The organism is Rhizobium sp. 007 (assembly GCF_015353075.1).
Lineage (GTDB): Bacteria > Pseudomonadota > Alphaproteobacteria > Rhizobiales > Rhizobiaceae > Rhizobium.
The window spans coordinates 2,263,737-2,284,447 of the sequence record NZ_CP064187.1 but is presented as its reverse complement, the minus strand read 5'-3'; the positions used below and the strand labels follow the sequence as shown (position 1 = coordinate 2,284,447).

The following is a 20,711-nucleotide window of genomic DNA, read 5'->3' as shown; positions in this document are numbered from 1 at the left end:
GCGCGCATGCATGCTGAGGCAGCTACTTGGCATTATTTCGTCGCCGCGGCGCTCTTTGCGATCTTCGGTGCGATAGGCCATGTCGTCCGTGCGCTGTTCAACGTCTATCCGGACAGGCTTTCGGACAAGCCGATCATTGATCTGACCATTTCGGACGGATATGATCTTTCCGACATGCTCTTCGGAACGGAATATGACGATGCCGGCTACTATCGGCCCGACAGTCTCAAGAACCTGCGCATTGCCTGCTCCATTGCCGTCGTTGCCGGCATTGGCACGATGCTGTTCGTAGAGGATGCCTCGATCCTGATGGCAACGGCGATCGACGACGGAGCCAAGGCACTTTGGGAACTCCTCCTCGACCGCCTTCAAGAGCTGCAATTGCTTTGATCAGCCGGGGCGCCTGATCTGATAGCCGGTCTTATCCCGCATGAAGCCGCAGTTTTCGTAGAAACGCAGCGTCGCGGGGTTCTTTGAACCGGTAAGGAGCATCACTTTATAGCAATTCTCCGCCCAGGCCGTTGCGCAGGCATGACGGATCAACGCGCCGGCATAACCCTTCCTGCGGTGATCGGCGTGCGTGATGACATTCTCGACCAGAGCGTATGAAGCACCGTTTCGCGTGAGATTGGGTGTGATGATCAGCGTAGCGGATGCAACAGGCATATCGGCGGCCAGCGCGACAAATATGGTCATGCCCGGTTGGGCGAGGATGGTTGAGAAGCGGTCGCTTGCCCAGGCGGGATCGATCGCTGGATCATCGGGATTGAGGTGGCGATAGAGCTCGAGAAGCGCCTGTAAGTCGCCGGGCCCGGCGGGCTTGATCATGATATCTCGCTTCGGCATCTTGCTTACTCGCCCTTGTTGCCGAACATCTTCTTCAGCATTTCGGCCATAGGGCCGGTCGCAGGCAGCTTAGGCTGCGCGTGATTTCGCGCCTGATGGATGTGGGATTGCGCTGCCGGCTTCTTTTCGGGCTTCGGCTTGTCCTCCTCCGCCTTGCCGCCGACGGCGAGCGCCAGCTTGTTCATCAGCTGCGAATCCTCCTTGCGCACCAGCATGTCGGCATTGTCGGCAAGCGTTTCCAGGAGCGGCTGCAGCCAGACCTGGTCGGCCTTGGCGAAATCGCCGAGGACGTGGTGCTGCACAAGTTCCTTGACGCCAGGGTGACCGATGCCGAGGCGCAGGCGCCGGTAATCCTTGCCGCAATGGGCGTCGAGCGACCTGATTCCGTTATGGCCGCCATTGCCGCCGCCGATCTTCAGCCGGGCCTTGCCGGGCGGCAGGTCGAGCTCGTCATAGATGGCGACGAGATCGGAAGGCTGCAGCTTGTAGAAACGCATGGCTTCGCCGACGGCTTCGCCGGAGAGGTTCATGTAGGTTTGCGGCTTGATCAGCAGCACCTTTTCGCCACCAAGCTCGCCTTCCGAAATTTCCGCCTTGAACTTCTTGGACCAGGGGGAAAAGCCGTGGCGCCGGTGGATGGCGTCGGCTGCCATGAAGCCGATATTGTGACGGTTTCCGGCATATTTGCTCCCGGGATTGCCGAGACCCGCGATGATCAGCATTGGCCAGTCCGTTTCTTGAATGCCTACTGCCCGCTTCCCCACCGCGAAACGGGCAGGAAGTCAAGCGCAAAGGCACGGCGCGGCGCTAATTGCCGAGATGCAGCCCATACTTCAGGAAAATCTCTTTCTGGGTGCCGTCGGTGATCAGCTTGTCGAGGGCGGTCTGCATCCGCACCTGAAGATCGGATGGAAAATCCTTGTGACAGGCGATACCCATCGGCTGTGAGGAGAGCATGGTGACCACCTCCACCGGCTGATCCGCCTTCAGCTTTTCGAAGTAAAGCTCTGAAATGGGCATCATGTCGATACGGCCGCCGAGAAGCTTGCGAAGCGTGGCATTGAAGTCGGTGGCGATATCGAGCTTGGTAAAGCCCTTTTGCCTCAACACCATCTCAGTATAATCTTCGCGCTGCGTGCCGACGGTATATTTCTTGGACGCCTCGAGGTCATTCGCAACGACGCCCGATCCCTTCCGTGTGATCAAGATATTGCGATCGACGAGCAGCGGCTCAATCCATTTGAAGAGGGGATCGCGCAGGGCATTGTGTGCCGTGGCAAAAACGCAGGTCATGGGCTGTGATTGCGCGAGGCTGTAGGCTCGCGCCCAGGGCAGCATCTCCATGGTATAGTCGACGCCGATATCGGCCATGACCTTTTCGACTTGTTCGACGGTCGCGCCCTTGATCACCTTCCCGTCGCGATAGTTGAAAGGCGCGTATTCTTCAGTCGTGAAATTGACGGTCTGCGACTGTGCCGGCGCTGCACAAGGAAGCGTCAGAAAAGCAAGAAGCAGGAGCTTTTTCATCTATTTCCACCTTCAATGCGCCGATCACGAGGCTTGGGCGACCTCGTTTACCACGGCTGTGAGGTCCTCGATCAATTTCGAGGCATTCTGCGGACGATGGAAGAGGTAGCCCTGACCGTAGTCAAGCCCCATCTGGTGTAGGGTGCGGCATTCTTCTTCGGTTTCGATGCCTTCCGCGATGACGGTGCAGTCCATCTTGTGCGAGAGCGTGGTGATGCCTTCGATGAGCATCCGGCTCTTGTGGCGGACGTCATCATTCGTGTCGTTGATCGACCGGGTGAAGGATTGGTCGACCTTAATGATGTCGACCGGGAAGCGGTTGAGATAGCTCAGCGACGAGTAGCCGGTGCCGAAATCGTCAAGGGCGATGCGGCAGCCGAAACGGCGCAGTTCGGTCAGCACCATGCGTATTTGCGGATTGTCGTGCATCAGAACGGCTTCGGTGATTTCGACGACAATTCGATCCGGACGGATGCCGTGCCGCCCGACGAGCCCGGCGAGGCGGGAGGGCAGGGTGACTTCGAACTGCAGCGGCGAGAAATTGATCGCGAGATAGGTATCCTGCATGCCCGGGATCCGGGAGATATTCGCCAGATGCCCGATCGCCTTTTCCATGATGACGTTGCCGACGCGGACGATCTTGGCGGTCTCCTCGGCGACGTGGATGATGCCAGCCGGCGGCATCAGGCCCTTCTGGGGGTGATTGAGGCGCAGAAGCGCTTCGAAGCCGGCGATGCGGTGATCGTCAAGGCCAACGATCGGCTGCAGATAGGCGTCGAACCAATCCTCGGCGAGGCCATTTTCGATGTGGCTTTCGATCTCGGCGCGCGTCCTTGCACTGTCCAGCATGCTGTTGTCGAATATCTGCGCGCCATTCTTGCCGTCACGCTTCTTCGAATACATCGCCATATCCGACTTCTGCAGCAGTTCGGCTGCATTCGACGCATGGCGCGGATAGATGGCGATGCCGATGCTGGCGCTCAGATGCAGGTCGGGGCCGAAAGGCGCCTCGAAGACGGTGGCAATCTGCTCGCACATCGCCCTGGCGCGCTTCTCGCCGTCCTTGGCCGGAAGCAGAATAGCGAATTCGTCACCGCCAAGGCGCGCTGCCTGATCGGAGGGCGCGAGATGCTTGTTGAGCCGCTCGACGAGCTCGCGCAGTGCGCGATCGCCTTCGGCATGGCCCATATTGTCGTTGATCCACTTGAAGCGGTCGAGATCGATGAAGAGGCAGGCAAGCTCCTGGCCAGCGGCGTCGGCTTCGGCGATCTTGCCGTCGAGGGCGGTCTCGAAGCCTTGGCGGTTCAGCAGGCCGGTGAGATGGTCGGTGATCGCCTGGCGGTGGTTGCGGTCTTCCGAGGCCTTCAGTGCGGTCACGTCGGTCATGACCGACAGCGAGAGCTGGTTTGGTCCGGTGGCTGTCTTGGATTCCAGGATCAGCACGTCCATGATGCGGCCGCCTGCGCAGAGGAACTTCACGGTTACGTCCAGTGCCGCGCCGTTCTCGAAACCTTCCTTGCGGTTTTGGAACGCGTCGCGGGTATCGGACGTCACGAGTTCGGAAAATCTGCGTCCGATCACCTCCGCCCTGCCGTAGCCCGTTGCGACCAGCCAATAGTCGCTGACCGCTATGATGCGATCCTCGTTGTCCAGCGAGAAGAGCATGGCGGGCGTGAGGTTATAGATATCGGTTGCGAGGCGGTGGGCGAGCTTCAGTTCCTTCTCCTCGCTCTCCAGCTTCGTTTGCATCTCGTTGAAGCTGCGGGCAAGGCGGCCGATCTCATCGCTTGACTGCCAATCGACGTGATGGCGCGATCCAAGCTGACGGGTGGCCTCTATGGCCGCGATAAGCCGCATGAGTGGCTGGATGACGAAGAGGCGGTTGCCGATCAGTGCGGTGCCGAAGACGGTGAGCACGGCGAAGATGAAGATCGATATGAAAACGACTTCTTCATGCTTCAGGCCGGAGAAGAGGCCAAGCTTCGGATAATAGACCGCGATGCTGCCAAGGTTCTTCGGACCGTCGACCGTGTTGTAGATGATTGCGCGGGAAACCTGAACGAGCTCGCCATCAAAGGATTTCGGGATGGTCGATTGCGTCACGTTGAGCTGACTGGATTGATCGCGAACCTCGACCTTCACGATCGCGCCCTGCGAAACCATCGTGGCGCTGATCTGCGTTACGCTGTCTTCGTCCAGATCCCAGAGCGGCTTTGCAAGCGCCTGGGAATTGGCAACCAGAAGAACGGAGATGTGGTCGCGTATTTCCTTGTCGGCGCGCTCGGAGGAAAGGAAGAGAAACAATACAAAAAGCGGAGCGACAAATATGAGAAGCGCCCCGCAAACAATCGCAAAAAATCTGTTCTCAACGGAATTGTTCATGGTTCCGTTTTCTCCCCGGGCTCTCGCTTCGCGGCCATAGCGGCAAAGAGCGGCAAGTGTAGAAATGCTTGGGGAATGCTTTCACGAATGTGTTAAATGTTGCTGAAGTGGGCTCGCGTTAAAATTGATAAGGCCCGCCTTCCAGGGGAAAGCGGGCCTTATAATTACGAATTGGTGTATGCGGATTATGCTTCCGCTTCGCCTTCGCCTTCAGCCGGAGCTTCTTCTTCAACGCCAGCGGCCGGAGCAACGATCGTTGCGATCGTGAAGTCGCGGTCGATGACCGTTGTCACGCCCTTCGGCAGTGTGACTTCGGAGATATGGATGCTGTCGCCGATCTTCCTGCCGGAGAGGTCGATATCGAAGAATTCCGGGATCGCATCAGCCGGGCAATGAACTTCGATTGTGTGGCGAACGATGTTCAAAACGCCGCCGATCTTCACCTGCGACTTCTCTTCGTTGATGAAGTGAACCGGGATTTCGACGGTGACCTGCGTGTTGCCGGAGACGCGGAGGAAATCCACGTGCATCGTGAAGTCGCGAACCGGATCGAGCTGATAGTCCTTCGGCAGAACCTTGTACTTCTCGCCGCCGACGTCGATCGTCGCAACAGTGGTCATGAAACTACCGGCATGAATGCGCTTCGTCACCTCATTGGTGCTGAGAGCGATAGAAATGGGGGCCTGCTTGTCACCATAGATGACAGCTGGAATCAAACCGTTGCGGCGAAGTTCACGGGCGGACCCCTTACCAACCCGTTCGCGCGCCTCGGCCTTGAGCTCGTAAGTTTCCTGGCTCATGGCTATTCCTTTCGAGGTTATTTGGAGAGTCTCCGTGCGGTATCATCCTTCCGGTGACTGGAGGGGCGTTTGGGCCTTCCTCATCCGCGTTGCCTCCAAGGGTGTCTGCGCGGACGCGTGCGCTATAGTATAAGTGAAGCGGAAACGCAAGGCGACGCGGCCCCTATATCTCGGGTTGCCGGTCAGTGCCAGGATACTGCGAAATAAATCCTACGCGGTAATACAATAGAGACAGGACCGGTATCAAATTCGGTTTCTAAATGTTGCGATTCAGCAGCTCCAGGGCTTGCCTTTTCGGCAAGCCTGAGTTGACATCCGGCCGCGCACATTCTCACATGACCGCCGATCGACGAGGCGGAGGAGCACATACATGCGGTACAGGCTGATCACGGCGACGAGCGCCGTTGTTTTCGGATTGATGACGGCGGGCCATGCGGCTGAAATCGACCGCGATGGTGCAAACGCCATTCGCGACCATCTCAACAGCCTGCTGCCCGAAGACATTGCCAAGAGCGGCGTCGTCGCCGTCAATCCGGCCGGTGCGCGCTACGAGATCATCTACGACCTGGCCAAGCTGCTTTCCAAGGTCAACCCGGCCGATCTTGCGATCAACGGCCTGAAACCGATTTCGATGTTCGCCACGCCGCAGGACAACGGGCTCTGGAATGTCGAAGGCGACAACAGCCTGAACGTTTCCGGACATTTCAAGGGACCGGACCAGAAGCGCACCGATTTCACCTATTCCATCGCCTCAATGGTCTATACCTCGGTCTTCGATCCGGCGATCAGCTATTTCCGCACCGGCGATTTCAGCGCCAAGGATATCAAAGTCACGACCGCGACCGATACCGAACAGGTCAATGCCAGCTTCGGCGGCATGAAATACAAGCTTACCTCCGCTGATGGCGCTTCCGCCGACAGGACGGACTTTGCGGCGAACGGCACTTTGACAGCGTTTGCCGAGCAGGTGAGCGGGAAGGAAATGCCGCCGCTCCAGATCACTGCCGATACCATCGATTTCGACGCCAAGGTCAACAGCCTGCCGGCAAAGCAATTGAGGGACATTGTCGTCTTCGCAGTCGACCATGCCGAGGAAAAGCAGATGAGCAAGGAGAGCGAGGAAAAGCTGAAGGGTATGCTGCGCGACGCTTTTCCGCTGATCTCTTCGCTCGAGGAAACCATCACCCTCAACAATCTTGCAGTGACGAGTGCTGCGGGCGGAGGCGGCGCCAAGAGCTTCGGCTACCGCCTGGCTGTAAATGGGCCGAGCAATGCAACGCAGCTTGGCGTTGCATTGAATGCTGCCGACGTCACATTTGACAGCCCGATGGTTCCGGCCGCCTATTCCGCCTTTCTGCCTCAGGCAGTCGATGTGCAGTTCGCCGTTCCGGATATGGATTTTGCGGCATTCGGTGATGAATTCATGAAACTTGATCTCACCAAACCGCCGGAGGGCGGGGAGGACGCGGGCAAGAAGGCCGTGGAGCGGCTTTTCCGCGATGGCAGGTTTGTGATCGACTTTTCGAAGGTCAGCGCCAAGTCCGGCGTCTACGACATCGATATATCCGCAAAGGTCGAGAGCCGCATCGATGCGGGCAAGGACGACTATGCGCTGCAGGCCTCCATTCTGGCGCGCGACTACGACAAGACCATCGCGGCGGTTCAGGAGCTTGCCAAGACCAATCCCGAGCTCAATCAGGCGTCCTTCGGAATGCTGATGGTCAAGGGTTTCGCCAAGACAGATCCGGACGGCCGGCAGCGCTGGGACGTGACGGTCAGCCCCGATGGCACGGTGACCGTCAATGGCCAACAGCTCAAGGGGCCGGATAAGCAGGAATGATTTTGCTGAGCGCCAGGCGACAATGATTGTCACGGCCCCTCTGGGCGCCTAAAAGTGGCCGACAATGGCGTTGGAGGCGTTTCGCGCATGCCTCATGCGATAAGTCTGAAATGCTTAAACGAGACCGCATTGCCGATAGTCGAGCTTTGGCAGGAAGCGTCGGCGTTCGAACCTGCTCCATCGATGAAGGCCCTAGACTATCCTGCGCATGTGACCTTAGCGGTGTATGAGGATTTTGCGCCCACCGATGTGCTGTCCAGAATTTTAGGCGCTCAATCGGCAATACCCGTGACTTTTTCGGGTATTCGCTATTTTCAACACGAATTCTTAGTGTTGTGGGCGCGTCCTGTATCGAATGATCGGCTGCTGCAACTTCACGCGGCCGTCCATCGTGAAATAGACCCAGCGCTCTGTCGTGAGCACTATCGACCCGATCGCTGGGTGCCTCATTGCACGATCGCAATGAAGATCCCCGGGTCCATGTTCGAGCCCGCCATCAAGTGGGCATCCGAAACAGAGGCACAATTCTCCGTGACATTCGATGCGTTGGATATTGTGCAGTTTGTGCCAGTCGAGGTCTTGAGCGAAGTCAAGTTGACACCATGACCGCATGCAGTCGCCTTTCCAAACCGCTTTGGCACAGTCGGGCTAGGCGGCCGGTCCTTTGGGCCAACATCATCACCGGTATCGGGCCGATGATCAGAAGCGGCACTCGCCGCCGCTGATGATCCGGAAGCCTGCATTGCCTGCCTCGCAGGGGTTCGGGAAGGTCTGTGTCTGACGGCCGCGCTGACCGCAGACCGGCGCATATTCGCGCGTGCAGATGCCGCCCGGGCGTTCTGGACGGTCAGGTCTGTCCTGGCGATCCGGCCAGTCGGGGCCCCCGGGACGATCCGGCTCGGGGCGCGCAAAGGGCGGCGGTGCGCGGCGGCATTCGCCGCGGCCGACGATCATGAAGCCGCTGTTGCGGGCCTGGCAGGCATTTCCGAAGGTTTGAAGCCGGCCGCCGCGTTCGCCGCAGACCGGCGCATATTCCATGGTGCACATTTGCTGCTGCGGCGGCCACGGGCGGGGCGGCGGGCGCGATGGACCGGGATCGACCTCTACCGTGCAGGCGGAAAGCAGGGGAATAAGCGCGAGAACCGCAAAGCGCTTCGAGCCGACTGAACATTTCATATTGATTGCCGTCATAGGGCTTCCCATGCAAATCACTTTGCGTGAGACTAGCCGAAAGCGGGCCGCCGAAGAAGACGAAAAATACAACCTTGCCTATCTTTTGCCGACGAGGAAAACTCTCAGTCGAAGAGACTGGAAACAGATTCTTCCTGGCTGGTGCGGTTGATCGCTTCGCCGATAAGGGTTGCGGTCGTGATGACGCGGATATTGTGGGCCGATTGGACGGCGGTGGTCGGCTGGATCGAGTCGGTGATCACCAGTTCGCGCAGCTTCGACGAGGTGATGCGGGTGACCGCGCCCCCGGAAAGAACGCCGTGCGTGATGTAGGCGGTGACGCTTGCCGCACCTTGGGCCAGCAACGCATCGGCGGCGTTGCAAAGCGTGCCGCCCGAATCGACGATGTCGTCAATCAGCAGGCAATCCTTGCCTTCGACGTCGCCGATGATGTTCATGACTTCGGATTCACCTGGGCGGTCACGGCGCTTGTCCACGATCGCCAGAAGACAGTCGAGGCGTTTGGCAAGCGAACGGGCGCGGACGACGCCGCCGACGTCCGGCGAAACGACCATGACGTTGCTGATGTCGTAATTGGCCTTGATATCGCGCGTCAGAACCGGAACGGCGTAGAGGTTGTCCGTCGGGATGTCGAAGAATCCCTGAATCTGGCCGGCATGCAGGTCGAGCGTCAGAACGCGGTCGGCACCGGCCTCGGTGATAAGGTTGGCGACCAGCTTCGCGGAGATCGGCGTGCGCCCTGAGGCGCGGCGATCCTGGCGGGCATAGCCGAAATAGGGAAGAACTGCCGTGATGCGGCGCGCGGACGAACGGCGCATCGCATCGATCATGATCAGCAGTTCCATCAGATGATCGTTGGTCGGAAAGGAGGTCGACTGGACAACGAAGACGTCTTCGCCGCGGACGTTTTCCTGGATTTCGACGAAGATTTCCTGATCGGCAAATCTTCTGACGCTGGCCTTGCCCAGGGGCACATTGAGATAGGTGCAGATCGCTTCGGCAAGATGCCGGTTCGAATTGCCTGCGAAAACCTTCATTTTGGCCCGCCTGTTGTCTGCTGATAGCCGCGCTTTTTAGCCAGCTTGCTTCCGAATGCAAGCGCAAAGGCGCCACAGGCTTTGATATTTGTAAAAAGCCTGTTGCTAACCGTCGCGCGTCTGCCGCCAGGAATTGAACTCGGTGATCGTTTTCGTGGCGATCTGCTGCATGACGGAGGCAGGAACGCCGACCCAGGGATCCTGTGCCGCGGACGGCACCTTTTCCTGTCCCTGGATGCGGTGCAGGCGGGCGCCGCTGCCGTCGAGGATATCCCAGACGTAAACGACGGTCACGTTGCCTTCGTCGGTAAAGGCCGAGAGGTAACCCTTCAGGATATAGTCGCTGCTGGTGTCGTTCGAACTCTTGATCGAGAGACCGTGCGAGCGCGCCTCGGCTCCAAGCTGGCGGGAAAGCGGCGTCACCGCTTGGACGGGAGCACCGATAATCGGCAGGAAGCGAACGGTGTTGCCACCGATTGCGGAGGAGGCGGCAGGATCGATGGCTGCGACCCGTTTCTGCTGGCGGGCAGGGGCCAGATTGCCCATGTCTTCTTCTTCCGCCTGCGCATTGGAAACCGGTTCGTCAAGCGTCCGGCCTTCGACAGGCTGCGAAGCTGCGGGCGAGGGTCCGCGCCGGGCAAGCGCGTCGGCCTGCTCCTGCATTGTCGTCGGCGGCGCGCCGGGGCCGGATCTGTAAGTCTGATTGTTGTATGCCGGGTGATAGCCGGCCTGCCTGGATTCGCCAGCAAAGGCCCGCGGAGGCTCTGAGCCTGCCATGCGCTCGACTTCGCGCTGGGTGACGGGTGAGGAGCGGCCAAACGATGAGTCGCCAATATCGACTTGCGGCGTCAGCGCATCGGTGGTGTTGCAAGCGGAAAGCGCGGCCAGGCAGGCAAGGAGCATCGGCGCAGTCTGAGCTCGCGTCATCGCTGTCGTCGTCCTTCCCTCATTCGCATCAGCCCGCCTAATTTATGGGGGCGGGGGCTGTCCGCTGTCAATTCCGGATTCTTGCCGGTGATTGCCCGTCATGCGCCGATGAAATCGAGCGAGTGGCGGGAAAGCGTCCGCGGCGCATCCGTCGTCGTCAGGTAGGTCTGGCCAAGCGTCATGGCCGTTCCGGTGTCGGAATCGGCGATGATCATGTGCACGAAGAGCGACATGTTCGGCTCGATCGGCTGCGGATTGCCGACATGGAACATCTGATGTTCCATCCAGGACGGCGAGAAGCGGGCGCCCAGGGAATAGCCGCAGGCGTTCAGCCGATGCCGGGCAAGCCCGCGCTCGTCCATGATCTTCGCATGCATGTCGAAGACGTCGCCGAAGGTGTGCCCCGGTTTCAGCACGGTTTCGATCGCCTGCAGGTTTTCCAGGCAGGCGTTATAGAGTTCGCGGTGGCGGTGCGTCGGCTCGCCGATGACGATCGTGCGCATCATGGCTGCGTGATAGTGGGCATAGGTGCCCGCCCATTCGAGCGTAAGCTGGTCGTTTGCATCGAGCTTGCGGCGGCCGGCCTTGTAGCGGCAGAGCAAAGCGTCCGTGCCGGAACCGATGATGTATTCGTTGGCGGGGTAGTCTCCACCACCGGAAAAGACCGCACCCTGCATGGCGGCAAGGATGTCCGCTTCGTCGGCGCCGGACTTGGTCAGCCCGATTGCGGCATCCAGAGCATCGTCTGCAAGGGCTGCGGCACGCTCGACATAGACCACCTCAGCTGGGCTTTTCACGAGGCGCAAGCGGCTGACGAGATAGGAGGCATCGACGATCTGGCCGAAGGTGGAAAGCTGGGCGTCGAGCAGGCGGGCGATTCGCCCGGTCATGCCGTGGGTGTCGTATTCGACGCCGATGCGCGCGCCCAGCAGGTCCATATCGACCAGCAGGTTCCTAAGGTCGAGCGTCGGATCGGCATTGACGCGGTCGACCCAGATGTGGATGTCTTCGAGGATCGACGTGTGCTTGGCCTGACGAAGGTCCGCAGAGCGGGTAATCAGCGACATCGTGCCATCGGCCTTGACCACCAGCGTCTGGAAGAAGCAGTAGCCGAACGTGTCGTAGCCCGTCAGCCAGTACATGCTTTCCTGCGCGAAGAGCAGGACGGCATCGAGCTTTTCCGCGCGCATCTGGTCGGTAAGGCGCGTGAGGCGGCTTGCGAATTCGGCTCTTTCGAAATGCAGTGCCATTCGGTCAAATCTCCCTGATGCTGATCGCTGAAATCTGGCGGCCGTAGTCCGGCTCCTTATTATGTGTGGTGCGCCGGTACGAGAAAAAGCGCTCGCTGTCCGGATAGGTGCAAATGCCAAGGCTTTCGGCACGCACACCCGCCTTCAGCAGCCGGTCGATGGTCAGCGCCGGAAGGTCGAACATCGCATGGCCCGACTTCTTCGAAGGAATGAAATAGCGCTCGTAAGACGAATCCTGTGTGACGAAGCGCTCGACGAATTCCGGGCCGACCTCATAGCTTTTCTGGCTGATCGAGGGGCCGAGGCAGGCGATGATGGTCCGGCGCTTCGCTCCAAGTCTTTCCATCGCTGCAACGGTGTTTTCCAGGACGCCGGTCAGTGCGCCTTTCCATCCGGCATGTGCGGCGCCGATCACCCGGTTTTCCGGGTCGGCGAACAGGATCGGGCCGCAGTCCGCAGCAAGAATGCCGAGGACGATGCCAGGCGTTGCCGTGACCAGCGCATCGGCTTCGGGGTGCGTACCGTCATAGCTGCTGTCGACGGTGACCGCATCTGGCGAATGAACCTGATGGACTGTCGCGAGCCTTTCCAAGGGCTGGCTGAACCAGGCGGCAACGCGACGGCGGTTCTCCATCACTTTTGCGCGGTCGTCGTTCGAGCCAAGCCCGACATTCAGGCCGCGATAGAGCCCTTCCGAGACGCCGCCCGCCCGTGTGAAATAGCCGTGGCGGATCGCTTCGCCGGCCGCTTCGTTCAACAGCGCGCTTTCGATCGGTGCGGGAGAGGCCGCGTCTTGCATCAGTGATTCCGGGGTGTTTGAACGGCGACATTGTCCGCCGGCCCGCCCGGCGAAGCATTCTTGATTGCGCCGGATGTTGGCCCAGGGCCGCGCATCCTGTCAATCCACCGGGCGGAACGGCATGAGATCGACGGCCGGATAGGAGACGGCCATCGCCTTGAAAAGCTCGCCCATCCGGCCCTCGCCGGAGCCGGCCAGCCGGTCCACCGCGCTCTGGATGATCTGCTGGGTGCGCGGTTCACGATCGCGGCCGAGAGCGGCGGCGCGCTCGAGAATGCCGAGGCCGATCAGGAAATCCCCCTGGTGCAACGCGCCGTTGAGATGCAGCCCGGCGCCGACAGCGATCTTCGCAAGGTCTTCGAAATCCACATGGCTCGTCAGGTCCGCTTCGCCGGGATGGGCAAGCGGCGGATCGAACTCGTGCATGCGCACGGCCTGTAGCGTATCGCCGAAGCCGGTGACGAGATGGCCGTAATCGATCGCCAGCGCCGTGCCGCCGAAAGCCTTCAGGCGATCGCAGATCGTCATCATCACAGCCTGCCGGGCCGGCGAAATCTCGAAGAGCGTGCCGGCCGGCGCGGCCTGCGGTTTTTCAGGCAGCAGTGCCGGATCGATGCCGGCGATCCCGGCGGCGAATGTCAGCTCGCCATCGATATCGAGGCCAACCATGCGCTCACGAAAGCCGGTCGGCGTCTTGATGAATTGGCGGATTGGTATGGCGTCGAATAGCTCGTTTGCCGCAATCAGCGTGAAGCCCGGCGGCACTTCCTCGAAATCGGCATGCCAGCTGATCTTGCCCTCATGTGCGTCAAGCGTCTGCTGCTGGATACCGCGCAGGCGCTCGCTCGTTTCGACGAGATGAACCGTTATATTTTCGAGAAGCGGCGCGGCGAGACGCTCGATGACGCGCAGCATGTCGGCCATCATCGTCCCGCGACCGGGGCCGATTTCAACGAGGCGCACGCCTGCCGGCGCGCCATGGCGCTGCCAGGCATGCACGACGAAGACCCCGATCATTTCGCCGAAGAGCTGGCTGACTTCGGGCGCAGTGACAAAATCGCCGGACCGGCCGAAGGGCTCGCGGGTGCGATAGTAGCCGTATTCCGGATCAGCGAGGCAGAGCGAAAAATAATCCGTGACGCTGATCGGCCCGTTCGCCTGAATGATCGACTTTATCTTTTCACCGAGTGCGGTCGTCATGATCGTACCGTCCTGACGGGCTCAATGCTGCAAAGCGGCCTGGCGGCGGGCACGCGCCATCGCCCAGATGCCGAGCAGGACCATCGGGAAGGAAAGGACCATGCCCATGGTCAGCCAGTTCGTGCCGAGCAGGTAACCAAGCTGCGCATCCGGCTCGCGGAACAACTCGACAAATATGCGTGACAGCGCGTAGCCGCAGACGAAGAGACCGGTAACAAGCCCCGGTGATTTCAGCGCCCGGAAACCGTAGACGATAAGAGCAAGCGAAAGCAGCAGCACGATGCCTTCGAGGCCTGCTTCATAGAGCTGGCTCGGATGCCGCGCAAAAGGCCCACCGGTCGGGAAAACGACTGCCCAGGGCACATCCGTAAGTCGCCCCCAAAGCTCGCCGTTGACGAAGTTTGCAATGCGGCCGAAGAATAGGCCGATCGGCACCACGGTAGCGACGATGTCGAAAAGGCTCCAGACCGGAATGCCGTTCTTGCGCGCAAAGAGGATCATGGCGATCGTCGTGCCGATGGTTCCGCCGTGGAAGGACATGCCGCCATTCCAGATCTCGATGGCACGGAGCGGGCTCTCGATCACGGCCGGCAGATCGTAGAAAAAGATGTAGCCGATGCGACCGCCGAGAACGATGCCGAGGGCTGCCCAGACGATGAAGTCGTCGATCTGCGCCTTGGTGATCGGCGAGGCATTGCCCGGCCAAAGCGCATCATTGCTGGCGATCTGCCGGGCATAGAGCCATCCGAGCATGATGCCTGCGACATAGGCGAGACCGTACCAGTGAACAGCCAGAGGGCCGATCGAAAAGGCGATCGGATCGATATCCGGAAAGGGCATGATCGAAACAAGATTGGCTGCAGTCGGCAAGGTTTTTTCCACCCGTTGATGTGCGCGGAACATGGCGTTGCGATACGAAGCGGTCAAGTCGATTGTGAGGCAGAGCAATGCCCGAAGCGGCTTATCCAGAGCAAAGCGCTTGCATCCTTAACAGCAAAGCCCTACCTCATTCCTAGGGCCTCAGGCCCATCAAAATCATGTGGTGGGAAGGAGAAAAACCGCCATGACCAGTGGAACAAACCGCATCATGGACGAATTCGCCAAGCTGATGACGGATGCAGCGGGCGCTGCCCAGGGTGTGCGCAAGGAAATAGAGACTGCCTTCAACGCTCAGGCCGAACGCTGGCTGAACACCATGGATGTGGTCAAGCGCGAGGAATTCGAGGCCGTCCGCGAAATGGCGATCAAGGCGCGCGACGAGAACGAAGCGCTGCTTGCCCGAGTCGCCGCGCTCGAAGCAAAGCTAGCCGCAAAAACGAAGTAAATCCCATTCAGGCACAGGGTACGGTGTGGCGCTTAAGCGGCACGCCGCCTCATCGACAAAAAAATCAGGTGTCGTTTTCCACCTGTGGACACTGCCAAAAAAGCCAATACGCAGAGTCGTTTACAACCTCCTTCTGAAATCAAATTCCGAACGGCTGTCCACAGTGCCTTTCCGGAAATGACCGGAGAGGGGCTGGCTTGTCACCGGGGGCGTTATACACTGATTTTAAATGATGATTCGAAGCGGACATTGGTAAGCTCCGGGCAGGTTCACTGCGTTAGGTCTGGCAGCGGTTCAACGAACATCCGAGTGGTGGTTCCGGTATTTGCGTGTGTCTTTTCTTGTGTTCGTAAACCCAAGTTCAGTCGCATTCATTCCGGTCAAGAAGGTGCTGCATGAGCCTTATGGAATTGGAATTCGGGCGTCAGTCGAACCCGGTCGACATGATCGAGTACGTCGCCGCCAATAACGACTGGTCGTTTGAGCGGTCGGGCGAGGACGAGATCGCAATGACGGTCGAGGGGAAGTGGGCCGATTACCACGTTTCCTTCTCCTGGATGGAGGAATTCGAGGCGCTGCATCTCGGCTGCGCGTTCGATATCAAGGTTCCAGAAGCTCGCGTCAACGAGGTCACCAAGCTTTTGGCGGCGATCAACGGGCAGGTTCTGATGGGTCATTTCGATCTGTGGCGGCAGGAAGACGTGATCATCTTCCGGCAGTCGCTGCTTCTGGCGGGCGGTGCCGAGCCAACCAACCGTCAGGTAGAAGTTTTGCTTTCCAGCGCGCTCGATACCTGCGAAGCTTATTATCAGGCGTTCCAGTTCGTCATCTGGTCCGGCCTGGATGCTGCCAAGGCCATGGAAGCGGTCCTCTTCGAAACGGTCGGCGAAGCGTAAAATGTCACCATCGTCTTCCGATACAGTCGTTCTCGTCGGCGCCGGCAATATGGGCGGTGCGATGCTCTCCGGCTGGCTGAAGAGCGGAGTGCCGGGATCCTCCGTTGTCGTGGTCGATCCGGGTCCGTCGCCCGCGATGATGAAGATCATCGGCGATGCGGGCGCGACGCATGCCTCAACCGTTCCCGCCGGCCTCAAAGCGGATGTCATCTTCCTCGCAGTGAAGCCGCAGGTGATGGAAACAGTCCTGCCACCGGTGAAAAGCGCCGTCGGATCCAAGACGGTGGTCGTTTCGGTGGCTGCCGGCAAGACGCTGGCGTTCCTCGAAAAGCATCTCGGCGAAGCCGCCATGGTCCGCGCCATGCCAAATACGCCCGCCATGATCGGCCGCGGTGTCACCGGCGCCTTCGCCAATCCGCGCGTCAGCGCCGGGCAGCGCGATCGCGTTCATTCGCTTCTTCGCGTCTCGGGTCCGGTCGAGTGGGTTTCGGCCGAATCGGATATCGATGCCGTGACGGCATTGTCAGGCAGCGGCCCGGCCTATGTGTTCTATCTCGTCGAGTGTATGGCAGAAGCAGGCCGTAAACTTGGCCTGCCGGCGGACCTTGCCATGCGCCTTGCACGGGAAACTGTCGCGGGGGCTGGTGAACTCCTACACCAGTCCCCCGACGACGCCTCGAAGCTTCGCCAGAACGTAACCTCGCCGGGCGGCACGACGGCCGCGGCCCTTTCAGTGCTTATGGCAGAAGAGGGCATGCAGCCGTTGTTCGACGAGGCTCTTGCGGCTGCGCGCGCGCGTGCCGAAGAGCTTGCCGGTTGAGGATGCGCTATGGCTGAAGAAATCACCTACGCCGATTTCGAGCGTGTGGACATTCGTGCCGGTACGATCATTGAGGCCCAGCCCTTTCCGGAAGCCCGAAAGCCGGCCGTCAAGCTGCTGATCGATTTCGGCCCGGAAATCGGCGTCAAGAAATCCTCGGCGCAGATCACTGTTCACTACACGCTGGAAAACCTCGTCGGCCGCCAGGTTCTCGGGGTGGTGAATTTCCCGCCGCGCCAGATCGGACCGTTCCGCTCGGAAGTGCTGACGCTCGGCTTCGAAGACGAAGCGGGTGCGATCGTTCTTGCTGCAACCGACAAGCCGGTGCCGAACGGCAGGAAGTTGATGTAATCCGAGTTTCGGTTCAATTGGCATGCCAGACGTTATCGATACAATACGGGCATGATCAAAGCGACTTGGAGCGTTGAGAAAAACAATCAGCTGAAGGCTCGCCCGGTCGCCGAATATGCTTTGAAGATGTCGTTGCAGCAATCGAAAACGGCGGGCTTTTGGATGGCGTCGGTCATCCCAAAGGTCCTTTGCCTCTCCTGCGGACACGCAGACCATGCCGACGTCAACGCGGCGGTCAACATCCTAGCAGCCGGAACACGGCCATCGAAGGCGGTTAAACCCGTCTCCCGAGAACGCGAAAGGGCGGCCTGAGCCGCCCCTGAAAATCCCCGTTTTTTAGGGCGGGAAGATGTTAAAAAAAACGTACCGTGCTGATGTGATCAGTGAATGTCGCGCGAGACCGGATCGGTCAGTGTGAAATCATGAAAGATGGCTTCGAAGCCAGAGCGCTGCGGCGAGCAGAATGCCGGGCCGACCATAACCTCCTCAATCGACGGATCGAACCAGGCGAGGCGCGCCATGCGCCATTCGCTGATCCGGTCGGTCCGGTACTGAATGAAAATAGCGTCCCTGTTGCGGGTCACGCGAAGGAAGAGCAGCTCGAATTCGTGCTCGATGCGAAAGGCCGACCAGTCGGAATTGCTATTGGTCACGACGGTGCTGAAGTGTTTTGCGCCGTCGGTATATTCGATTCCGCATTTCATCCAGTGCGCTGAATCTGCTCGGACCATCAGGCCGGCCTGGTCGTACAGCTCTTGATAGCGTCCGGAAAATGTCACTTCTGCCGTGAAGTCGCCCTTGCGCCGGTGATAGAGAAAATGGCCGTCATCACGGTGGAACCCGTAATAGGTACCTTGCCAGAAGTCCTTCTTGTCGCCCGATCGGACGTGCAATGCACCCTCGTGAAGCTCCGCCAAGGGCGGAGGATTGAGCCAGGTCATTTCTTTCCGGTCGATTGCCATCTGGAACTCACGCGGGGATGCGGATGGTGGCGCGGAGACCGCCGAGCGGGCTGTCGCCGAGCGTGACATTGCCGCCATGGCTACGGGCGATATCGCGCGCGATCGCAAGGCCGAGCCCGGTGCCGGAATCGTCCAGATTGCGTGCTTCATCCAGACGGAAGAAGGGCTTGAAGACATCCTCGCGGTTCTTTTCGGGAATGCCGGGGCCATCGTCGTCGAAATTCAGCGTCAGCCATTTTGCGCCGTGCTTCGCTTCGATGTTCAGCGTATTCGCATAGCGGCGGGCGTTGGATGCGAGGTTGGTCACCAGGCGCGTAAATGCGTTCGGCCGGACCGAGATCTTGTCTTCGCCTTCGATCGAATAGGTGAGGTGCTTTTCGTGCAGAGCAAAGTCCGTTGCGATCTTTCCGAGCAGTTCGGTAAGCTTTAGTTCTCCGACATCCTCCTCGATCTCGCTGCGCGCAAAGGCCATGTAGGCTTCGAGCATCGACTGCATGTCGTTGACGTCGTCATTCAGTCCTTGCAGTTCCGGGCTATTGCCGGCAAGGGCAAGCTGCAGCTTGAAGCGCGTGAGCACCGTGCGTAGGTCGTGACTGACGCCGGTCAGCATTGCGGTTCGCTGTTCGATCTGCCGTTCGATGCGTTCGCGCATCAGGATGAAGGCAAGACCCGCGCGCCTGACCTCGTCGGCGCCGCGCGGATAGAAGTCATCGTGTTTGTGTCCCTTGCCGAAGCTTTCGGCGGCTTGCGCGAGCGTCAGGATCGGCCGAATCTGACCGCGCAGAAAGATGATCGACACGCCGATGAGCACGAGAGAAGCGCCGACCATCCAGACGATGAAAATGTGCGTGTTCGACGCATAGGTCTGGTTGCGCTTGGTCAAAACGCGCAGAATCTTGTCGTCCAGCTTTATACGGATCTCGACGAGGCTCGAGTCTCCCACCGTGTCGATCCAGAAGGGTCGTTTGATCTGGTCGCTGATCTCATCGCTCAGGATGCCGTCGAGGATGGAGAAGAACGGCTTTTCGCGCGGCGGCGGCAGATCTCCGTCAGGCTCGATCGAAATCTGCAGGTTCAACTGCTCGCGGGCGATGCGCGTGGCCTCGCTGTAGTCCGTATCCTGCGGATAGGTTTCGATGATCTGGATGATCGCCGCAATATCGCGGGTGACGGCCATCGACAGGCGTTGCGTCACCATCTGCCAGTGACGCTCCATGAAGACCGCGGCGACGACGGACTGCAGCAGCACCATGGGAATGATGATGATCAGCAGCGAACGGACGTAGAGACCGGTCGGCAGGTGGCGGCGCAGCCAGCGGCCTAATCCTTTCCATCCAGAGGCTGGCGATCGTTCTTCGCGGCGCAGGGAGTCGAAAGTTACCATCACTATCGCGATCCTGACGTTGAGGCCATCAATCGATGCTCAGCCTGTATCCTATACCACGAACCGTCTGGAGCCAGACAGGATTTGCAGGGTCGTCCTCGATCTTGCGGCGGAGGCGATTGATCTGCACGTCGATCGTGCGCTCGCCGACGTCGACGTCGTTGCCGATGAGCTCGTGCCGCGGAATGGTGTCGCCGGCGCGCTTGGCAAAAAGCAGCATGATTTCCTGCTCGCGGTCGGTGAGGCGGATCACCTCCGTCGCCTTCTTCAATTCCTTTCGGGTGAGCGAGAAAGTGTATGGGCCGAACATGATCTGCTCGATCTTCGGCGCGTCCGAGGCGTTGCGGCGCAGGATATTATTGACGCGCAGCACCAGTTCGCGCGGATCGAAAGGCTTCGAGAGATAATCGTCGGCGCCGGCTTCAAGGCCCGCAATGCGATTGTCGGATTCCGCAAGCGCTGTGAGCATGATGATCGGCACGTTCTTAATGGCGCGCAGGCCGCGCGTCACGTCGATGCCGGATTCTCCCGGCATCATCACATCCATGATGATGAGATCGAAGTCGAGCCCGGCGAGCTTGCGTTGCGCCTCGGCACCATCCGCAGCCACGGTCACCCGGAAGCCGTTCTCCGTCAGGTAACGGTTCAAAAGAGCGCGGATTCGGGTGTCGTCATCGACCACCAGCAGATGCGCCGCGTCATCAGAAATGATTGTCTTCCCCGCCATTCAATCCGCTTTCGTTGTTTGCCTGTCCCTCATACCCCTCAGAAATGCCTTTACACTTTCGCGCACGTCCGGAGCGGCACCGTCGAATGCTCTCTCAATGCGGCGCGATTGCGGCTCCGCCAGAGCGAGCGCGAGTTCGCGCCCAGTCTTAGTCGGATAAAGCTTACGCTGGCGCCGGTCTTCAGGCCCAGCAACCTGACGAATATACCCCGAATCGATCAGTTGTTTGAGCACTCGAGCGAGGCTCTGTTTGGTAATCTTCAATGTATCCAAAAGATCGGCAACGGTCATGCCCGGTTCACGGTTAACGAAATGCACTACCCGATGATGAGCCCGGCCGAACCCGCTCTTTTCCAGGATCGCATCCGGATCAGAGACGAAATCGCGATAGGCGAAAAAGAAGAGCTCGATGATCTCGAAATCGATGATGCCGGTGTTTTCCATCGGT

The 20,711-nt window shown here is 59.5% G+C and carries 24 protein-coding genes; 8 read left to right on the top strand and 16 right to left on the bottom strand.

What is annotated here, in order from left to right; all coding sequences use genetic code 11:
- The first annotated feature begins 6 nt into the window (after positions 1-6).
- Positions 7-390, top strand: coding sequence for a hypothetical protein (locus tag ISN39_RS11510; protein ID WP_194727583.1), 384 nt, complete (start codon positions 7-9; stop codon positions 388-390).
- Here the strand turns inward: ISN39_RS11510 and ISN39_RS11505 are convergent, their stop codons facing one another.
- The 5 genes from ISN39_RS11505 to ISN39_RS11485 all read right to left on the bottom strand — a co-directional run bounded on the left by ISN39_RS11505 (position 391) and on the right by ISN39_RS11485 (position 5,555).
- Positions 391-846 (bottom strand): GNAT family N-acetyltransferase, encoded by a 456-nt coding sequence (locus ISN39_RS11505; RefSeq protein WP_194727582.1) that lies wholly within the window; start codon positions 844-846, stop codon positions 391-393. It lies immediately after the preceding gene.
- A gap of 5 nt (positions 847-851) precedes the next feature.
- Positions 852-1,568 (bottom strand): aminoacyl-tRNA hydrolase, encoded by a 717-nt coding sequence (gene pth / locus ISN39_RS11500; RefSeq protein ID WP_194727581.1) that lies wholly within the window; start codon positions 1,566-1,568, stop codon positions 852-854.
- Between the two features lie 85 nt (positions 1,569-1,653).
- Entirely contained in the window at positions 1,654-2,373 is a 720-nt protein-coding gene (locus ISN39_RS11495; protein WP_194727580.1) for an ABC transporter substrate-binding protein, read from the bottom strand.
- A gap of 24 nt (positions 2,374-2,397) precedes the next feature.
- Positions 2,398-4,755 (bottom strand): EAL domain-containing protein, encoded by a 2,358-nt coding sequence (locus ISN39_RS11490; protein WP_194727579.1) that lies wholly within the window; start codon positions 4,753-4,755, stop codon positions 2,398-2,400.
- Between the two features lie 185 nt (positions 4,756-4,940).
- Positions 4,941-5,555 carry a 50S ribosomal protein L25/general stress protein Ctc gene (locus ISN39_RS11485; protein ID WP_074069038.1) on the bottom strand — a complete coding sequence of 205 codons (615 nt, stop codon included), beginning with the start codon at positions 5,553-5,555 and terminating at the stop codon, positions 4,941-4,943.
- A 370-nt stretch (positions 5,556-5,925) separates the two neighbouring features.
- Here ISN39_RS11485 and ISN39_RS11480 point away from each other — a divergent pair, with 370 nt between their 5' ends.
- Complete coding sequence (locus ISN39_RS11480) at positions 5,926-7,395, top strand: hypothetical protein (RefSeq protein WP_194727578.1); 1,470 nt, start codon at positions 5,926-5,928, stop codon at positions 7,393-7,395.
- Between the two features lie 129 nt (positions 7,396-7,524).
- Positions 7,525-8,001 (top strand): 2'-5' RNA ligase family protein, encoded by a 477-nt coding sequence (locus ISN39_RS11475; RefSeq protein ID WP_348651955.1) that lies wholly within the window; start codon positions 7,525-7,527, stop codon positions 7,999-8,001.
- Between the two features lie 93 nt (positions 8,002-8,094).
- Here the strand turns inward: ISN39_RS11475 and ISN39_RS11470 are convergent, their stop codons facing one another.
- The 7 genes from ISN39_RS11470 to lgt form a co-directional block, all read right to left on the bottom strand.
- A complete protein-coding gene (locus ISN39_RS11470) occupies positions 8,095-8,571 on the bottom strand; it encodes a Kazal-type serine protease inhibitor (RefSeq protein WP_246763332.1) in 477 nt (158 codons plus the stop codon).
- A 119-nt stretch (positions 8,572-8,690) separates the two neighbouring features.
- Positions 8,691-9,623: a ribose-phosphate pyrophosphokinase gene (locus ISN39_RS11465; protein ID WP_022714222.1), complete on the bottom strand. Its 933-nt coding sequence runs from the start codon at positions 9,621-9,623 to the stop codon at positions 8,691-8,693.
- Positions 9,624-9,728: 105 nt separating this feature from the next.
- On the bottom strand, positions 9,729-10,550 hold the full coding sequence (locus ISN39_RS11460) for a hypothetical protein (RefSeq protein WP_194727575.1): 822 nt from the start codon (positions 10,548-10,550) through the stop codon (positions 9,729-9,731).
- 98 nt (positions 10,551-10,648) lie between these two features.
- On the bottom strand, positions 10,649-11,800 hold the full coding sequence (locus ISN39_RS11455) for a Xaa-Pro peptidase family protein (protein ID WP_074069034.1): 1,152 nt from the start codon (positions 11,798-11,800) through the stop codon (positions 10,649-10,651).
- A gap of 4 nt (positions 11,801-11,804) precedes the next feature.
- Positions 11,805-12,599 carry a peptidoglycan editing factor PgeF gene (gene pgeF, locus ISN39_RS11450; RefSeq protein WP_194727574.1) on the bottom strand — a complete coding sequence of 265 codons (795 nt, stop codon included), beginning with the start codon at positions 12,597-12,599 and terminating at the stop codon, positions 11,805-11,807.
- Between the two features lie 99 nt (positions 12,600-12,698).
- Positions 12,699-13,799, bottom strand: coding sequence for a class I SAM-dependent methyltransferase (locus ISN39_RS11445; protein ID WP_194727573.1), 1,101 nt, complete (start codon positions 13,797-13,799; stop codon positions 12,699-12,701).
- 21 nt (positions 13,800-13,820) lie between these two features.
- Positions 13,821-14,669, bottom strand: a complete 849-nt coding sequence (gene lgt / locus ISN39_RS11440; RefSeq protein WP_194727572.1) for a prolipoprotein diacylglyceryl transferase — start codon at positions 14,667-14,669, stop codon at positions 13,821-13,823.
- Positions 14,670-14,862: 193 nt separating this feature from the next.
- Between lgt and ISN39_RS11435 the strand changes: the two genes are divergently transcribed.
- The 5 genes from ISN39_RS11435 to ISN39_RS11415 all read left to right on the top strand — a co-directional run bounded on the left by ISN39_RS11435 (position 14,863) and on the right by ISN39_RS11415 (position 17,502).
- Positions 14,863-15,123: an accessory factor UbiK family protein gene (locus ISN39_RS11435; protein WP_022714228.1), complete on the top strand. Its 261-nt coding sequence runs from the start codon at positions 14,863-14,865 to the stop codon at positions 15,121-15,123.
- Positions 15,124-15,518: 395 nt separating this feature from the next.
- Positions 15,519-16,019 (top strand): YbjN domain-containing protein, encoded by a 501-nt coding sequence (locus ISN39_RS11430; RefSeq protein WP_194727571.1) that lies wholly within the window; start codon positions 15,519-15,521, stop codon positions 16,017-16,019.
- A gap of 1 nt (position 16,020) precedes the next feature.
- On the top strand, positions 16,021-16,839 hold the full coding sequence (gene proC / locus ISN39_RS11425; protein ID WP_194727570.1) for a pyrroline-5-carboxylate reductase: 819 nt from the start codon (positions 16,021-16,023) through the stop codon (positions 16,837-16,839).
- Positions 16,840-16,848: 9 nt separating this feature from the next.
- Complete coding sequence (locus ISN39_RS11420; RefSeq protein ID WP_022714231.1) at positions 16,849-17,190, top strand: tRNA-binding protein; 342 nt, start codon at positions 16,849-16,851, stop codon at positions 17,188-17,190.
- A 51-nt stretch (positions 17,191-17,241) separates the two neighbouring features.
- Positions 17,242-17,502, top strand: a complete 261-nt coding sequence (locus tag ISN39_RS11415) for a hypothetical protein (protein ID WP_194727569.1) — start codon at positions 17,242-17,244, stop codon at positions 17,500-17,502.
- A gap of 68 nt (positions 17,503-17,570) precedes the next feature.
- On the opposite strand, the gene ISN39_RS11410 is transcribed toward ISN39_RS11415, so the two are convergent.
- The 4 genes from ISN39_RS11410 to ISN39_RS11395 are packed head-to-tail and all read right to left on the bottom strand — an operon-like array spanning position 17,571 to position 20,707.
- Complete coding sequence (locus tag ISN39_RS11410; protein WP_194727568.1) at positions 17,571-18,152, bottom strand: DUF1349 domain-containing protein; 582 nt, start codon at positions 18,150-18,152, stop codon at positions 17,571-17,573.
- Between the two features lie 7 nt (positions 18,153-18,159).
- Positions 18,160-19,536, bottom strand: a complete 1,377-nt coding sequence (locus ISN39_RS11405) for an ATP-binding protein (RefSeq protein WP_194727567.1) — start codon at positions 19,534-19,536, stop codon at positions 18,160-18,162.
- A 28-nt stretch (positions 19,537-19,564) separates the two neighbouring features.
- Positions 19,565-20,263 (bottom strand): response regulator transcription factor, encoded by a 699-nt coding sequence (locus ISN39_RS11400; protein ID WP_022714235.1) that lies wholly within the window; start codon positions 20,261-20,263, stop codon positions 19,565-19,567.
- On the bottom strand, positions 20,264-20,707 hold the full coding sequence (locus tag ISN39_RS11395) for a MarR family transcriptional regulator (protein ID WP_051154449.1): 444 nt from the start codon (positions 20,705-20,707) through the stop codon (positions 20,264-20,266).
- Positions 20,708-20,711 lie beyond the last annotated feature (4 nt).

Excerpts from the sequence above, each read along its gene's own strand:
- ISN39_RS11445 (WP_194727573.1), bottom strand. The coding sequence starts at position 13,799 with ATGACGACCGCACTCGGTGAAAAGATAAAGTCGATCATTCAGGCGAAC.
- ISN39_RS11495 (WP_194727580.1), bottom strand. The coding sequence starts at position 2,373 with ATGAAAAAGCTCCTGCTTCTTGCTTTTCTGACGCTTCCTTGTGCAGCG.
- ISN39_RS11420 (WP_022714231.1), top strand. The coding sequence starts at position 16,849 with ATGGCTGAAGAAATCACCTACGCCGATTTCGAGCGTGTGGACATTCGT.
- pth (WP_194727581.1), bottom strand. The coding sequence starts at position 1,568 with ATGCTGATCATCGCGGGTCTCGGCAATCCCGGGAGCAAATATGCCGGA.
- ISN39_RS11430 (WP_194727571.1), top strand. The coding sequence starts at position 15,519 with ATGAGCCTTATGGAATTGGAATTCGGGCGTCAGTCGAACCCGGTCGAC.
- ISN39_RS11415 (WP_194727569.1), top strand. The coding sequence starts at position 17,242 with ATGATCAAAGCGACTTGGAGCGTTGAGAAAAACAATCAGCTGAAGGCT.
- ISN39_RS11490 (WP_194727579.1), bottom strand. The coding sequence starts at position 4,755 with ATGAACAATTCCGTTGAGAACAGATTTTTTGCGATTGTTTGCGGGGCG.
- ISN39_RS11465 (WP_022714222.1), bottom strand. The coding sequence starts at position 9,623 with ATGAAGGTTTTCGCAGGCAATTCGAACCGGCATCTTGCCGAAGCGATC.
- ISN39_RS11460 (WP_194727575.1), bottom strand. The coding sequence starts at position 10,550 with ATGACGCGAGCTCAGACTGCGCCGATGCTCCTTGCCTGCCTGGCCGCG.
- ISN39_RS11480 (WP_194727578.1), top strand. The coding sequence starts at position 5,926 with ATGCGGTACAGGCTGATCACGGCGACGAGCGCCGTTGTTTTCGGATTG.
- ISN39_RS11510 (WP_194727583.1), top strand. The coding sequence starts at position 7 with ATGCATGCTGAGGCAGCTACTTGGCATTATTTCGTCGCCGCGGCGCTC.
- proC (WP_194727570.1), top strand. The coding sequence starts at position 16,021 with ATGTCACCATCGTCTTCCGATACAGTCGTTCTCGTCGGCGCCGGCAAT.
- ISN39_RS11505 (WP_194727582.1), bottom strand. The coding sequence starts at position 846 with ATGCCGAAGCGAGATATCATGATCAAGCCCGCCGGGCCCGGCGACTTA.
- ISN39_RS11470 (WP_246763332.1), bottom strand. The coding sequence starts at position 8,571 with ATGAAATGTTCAGTCGGCTCGAAGCGCTTTGCGGTTCTCGCGCTTATT.
- pgeF (WP_194727574.1), bottom strand. The coding sequence starts at position 12,599 with ATGCAAGACGCGGCCTCTCCCGCACCGATCGAAAGCGCGCTGTTGAAC.
- ISN39_RS11400 (WP_022714235.1), bottom strand. The coding sequence starts at position 20,263 with ATGGCGGGGAAGACAATCATTTCTGATGACGCGGCGCATCTGCTGGTG.
- ISN39_RS11395 (WP_051154449.1), bottom strand. The coding sequence starts at position 20,707 with ATGGAAAACACCGGCATCATCGATTTCGAGATCATCGAGCTCTTCTTT.
- ISN39_RS11455 (WP_074069034.1), bottom strand. The coding sequence starts at position 11,800 with ATGGCACTGCATTTCGAAAGAGCCGAATTCGCAAGCCGCCTCACGCGC.
- ISN39_RS11405 (WP_194727567.1), bottom strand. The coding sequence starts at position 19,536 with ATGGTAACTTTCGACTCCCTGCGCCGCGAAGAACGATCGCCAGCCTCT.
- ISN39_RS11410 (WP_194727568.1), bottom strand. The coding sequence starts at position 18,152 with ATGGCAATCGACCGGAAAGAAATGACCTGGCTCAATCCTCCGCCCTTG.
- ISN39_RS11485 (WP_074069038.1), bottom strand. The coding sequence starts at position 5,555 with ATGAGCCAGGAAACTTACGAGCTCAAGGCCGAGGCGCGCGAACGGGTT.
- ISN39_RS11435 (WP_022714228.1), top strand. The coding sequence starts at position 14,863 with ATGACCAGTGGAACAAACCGCATCATGGACGAATTCGCCAAGCTGATG.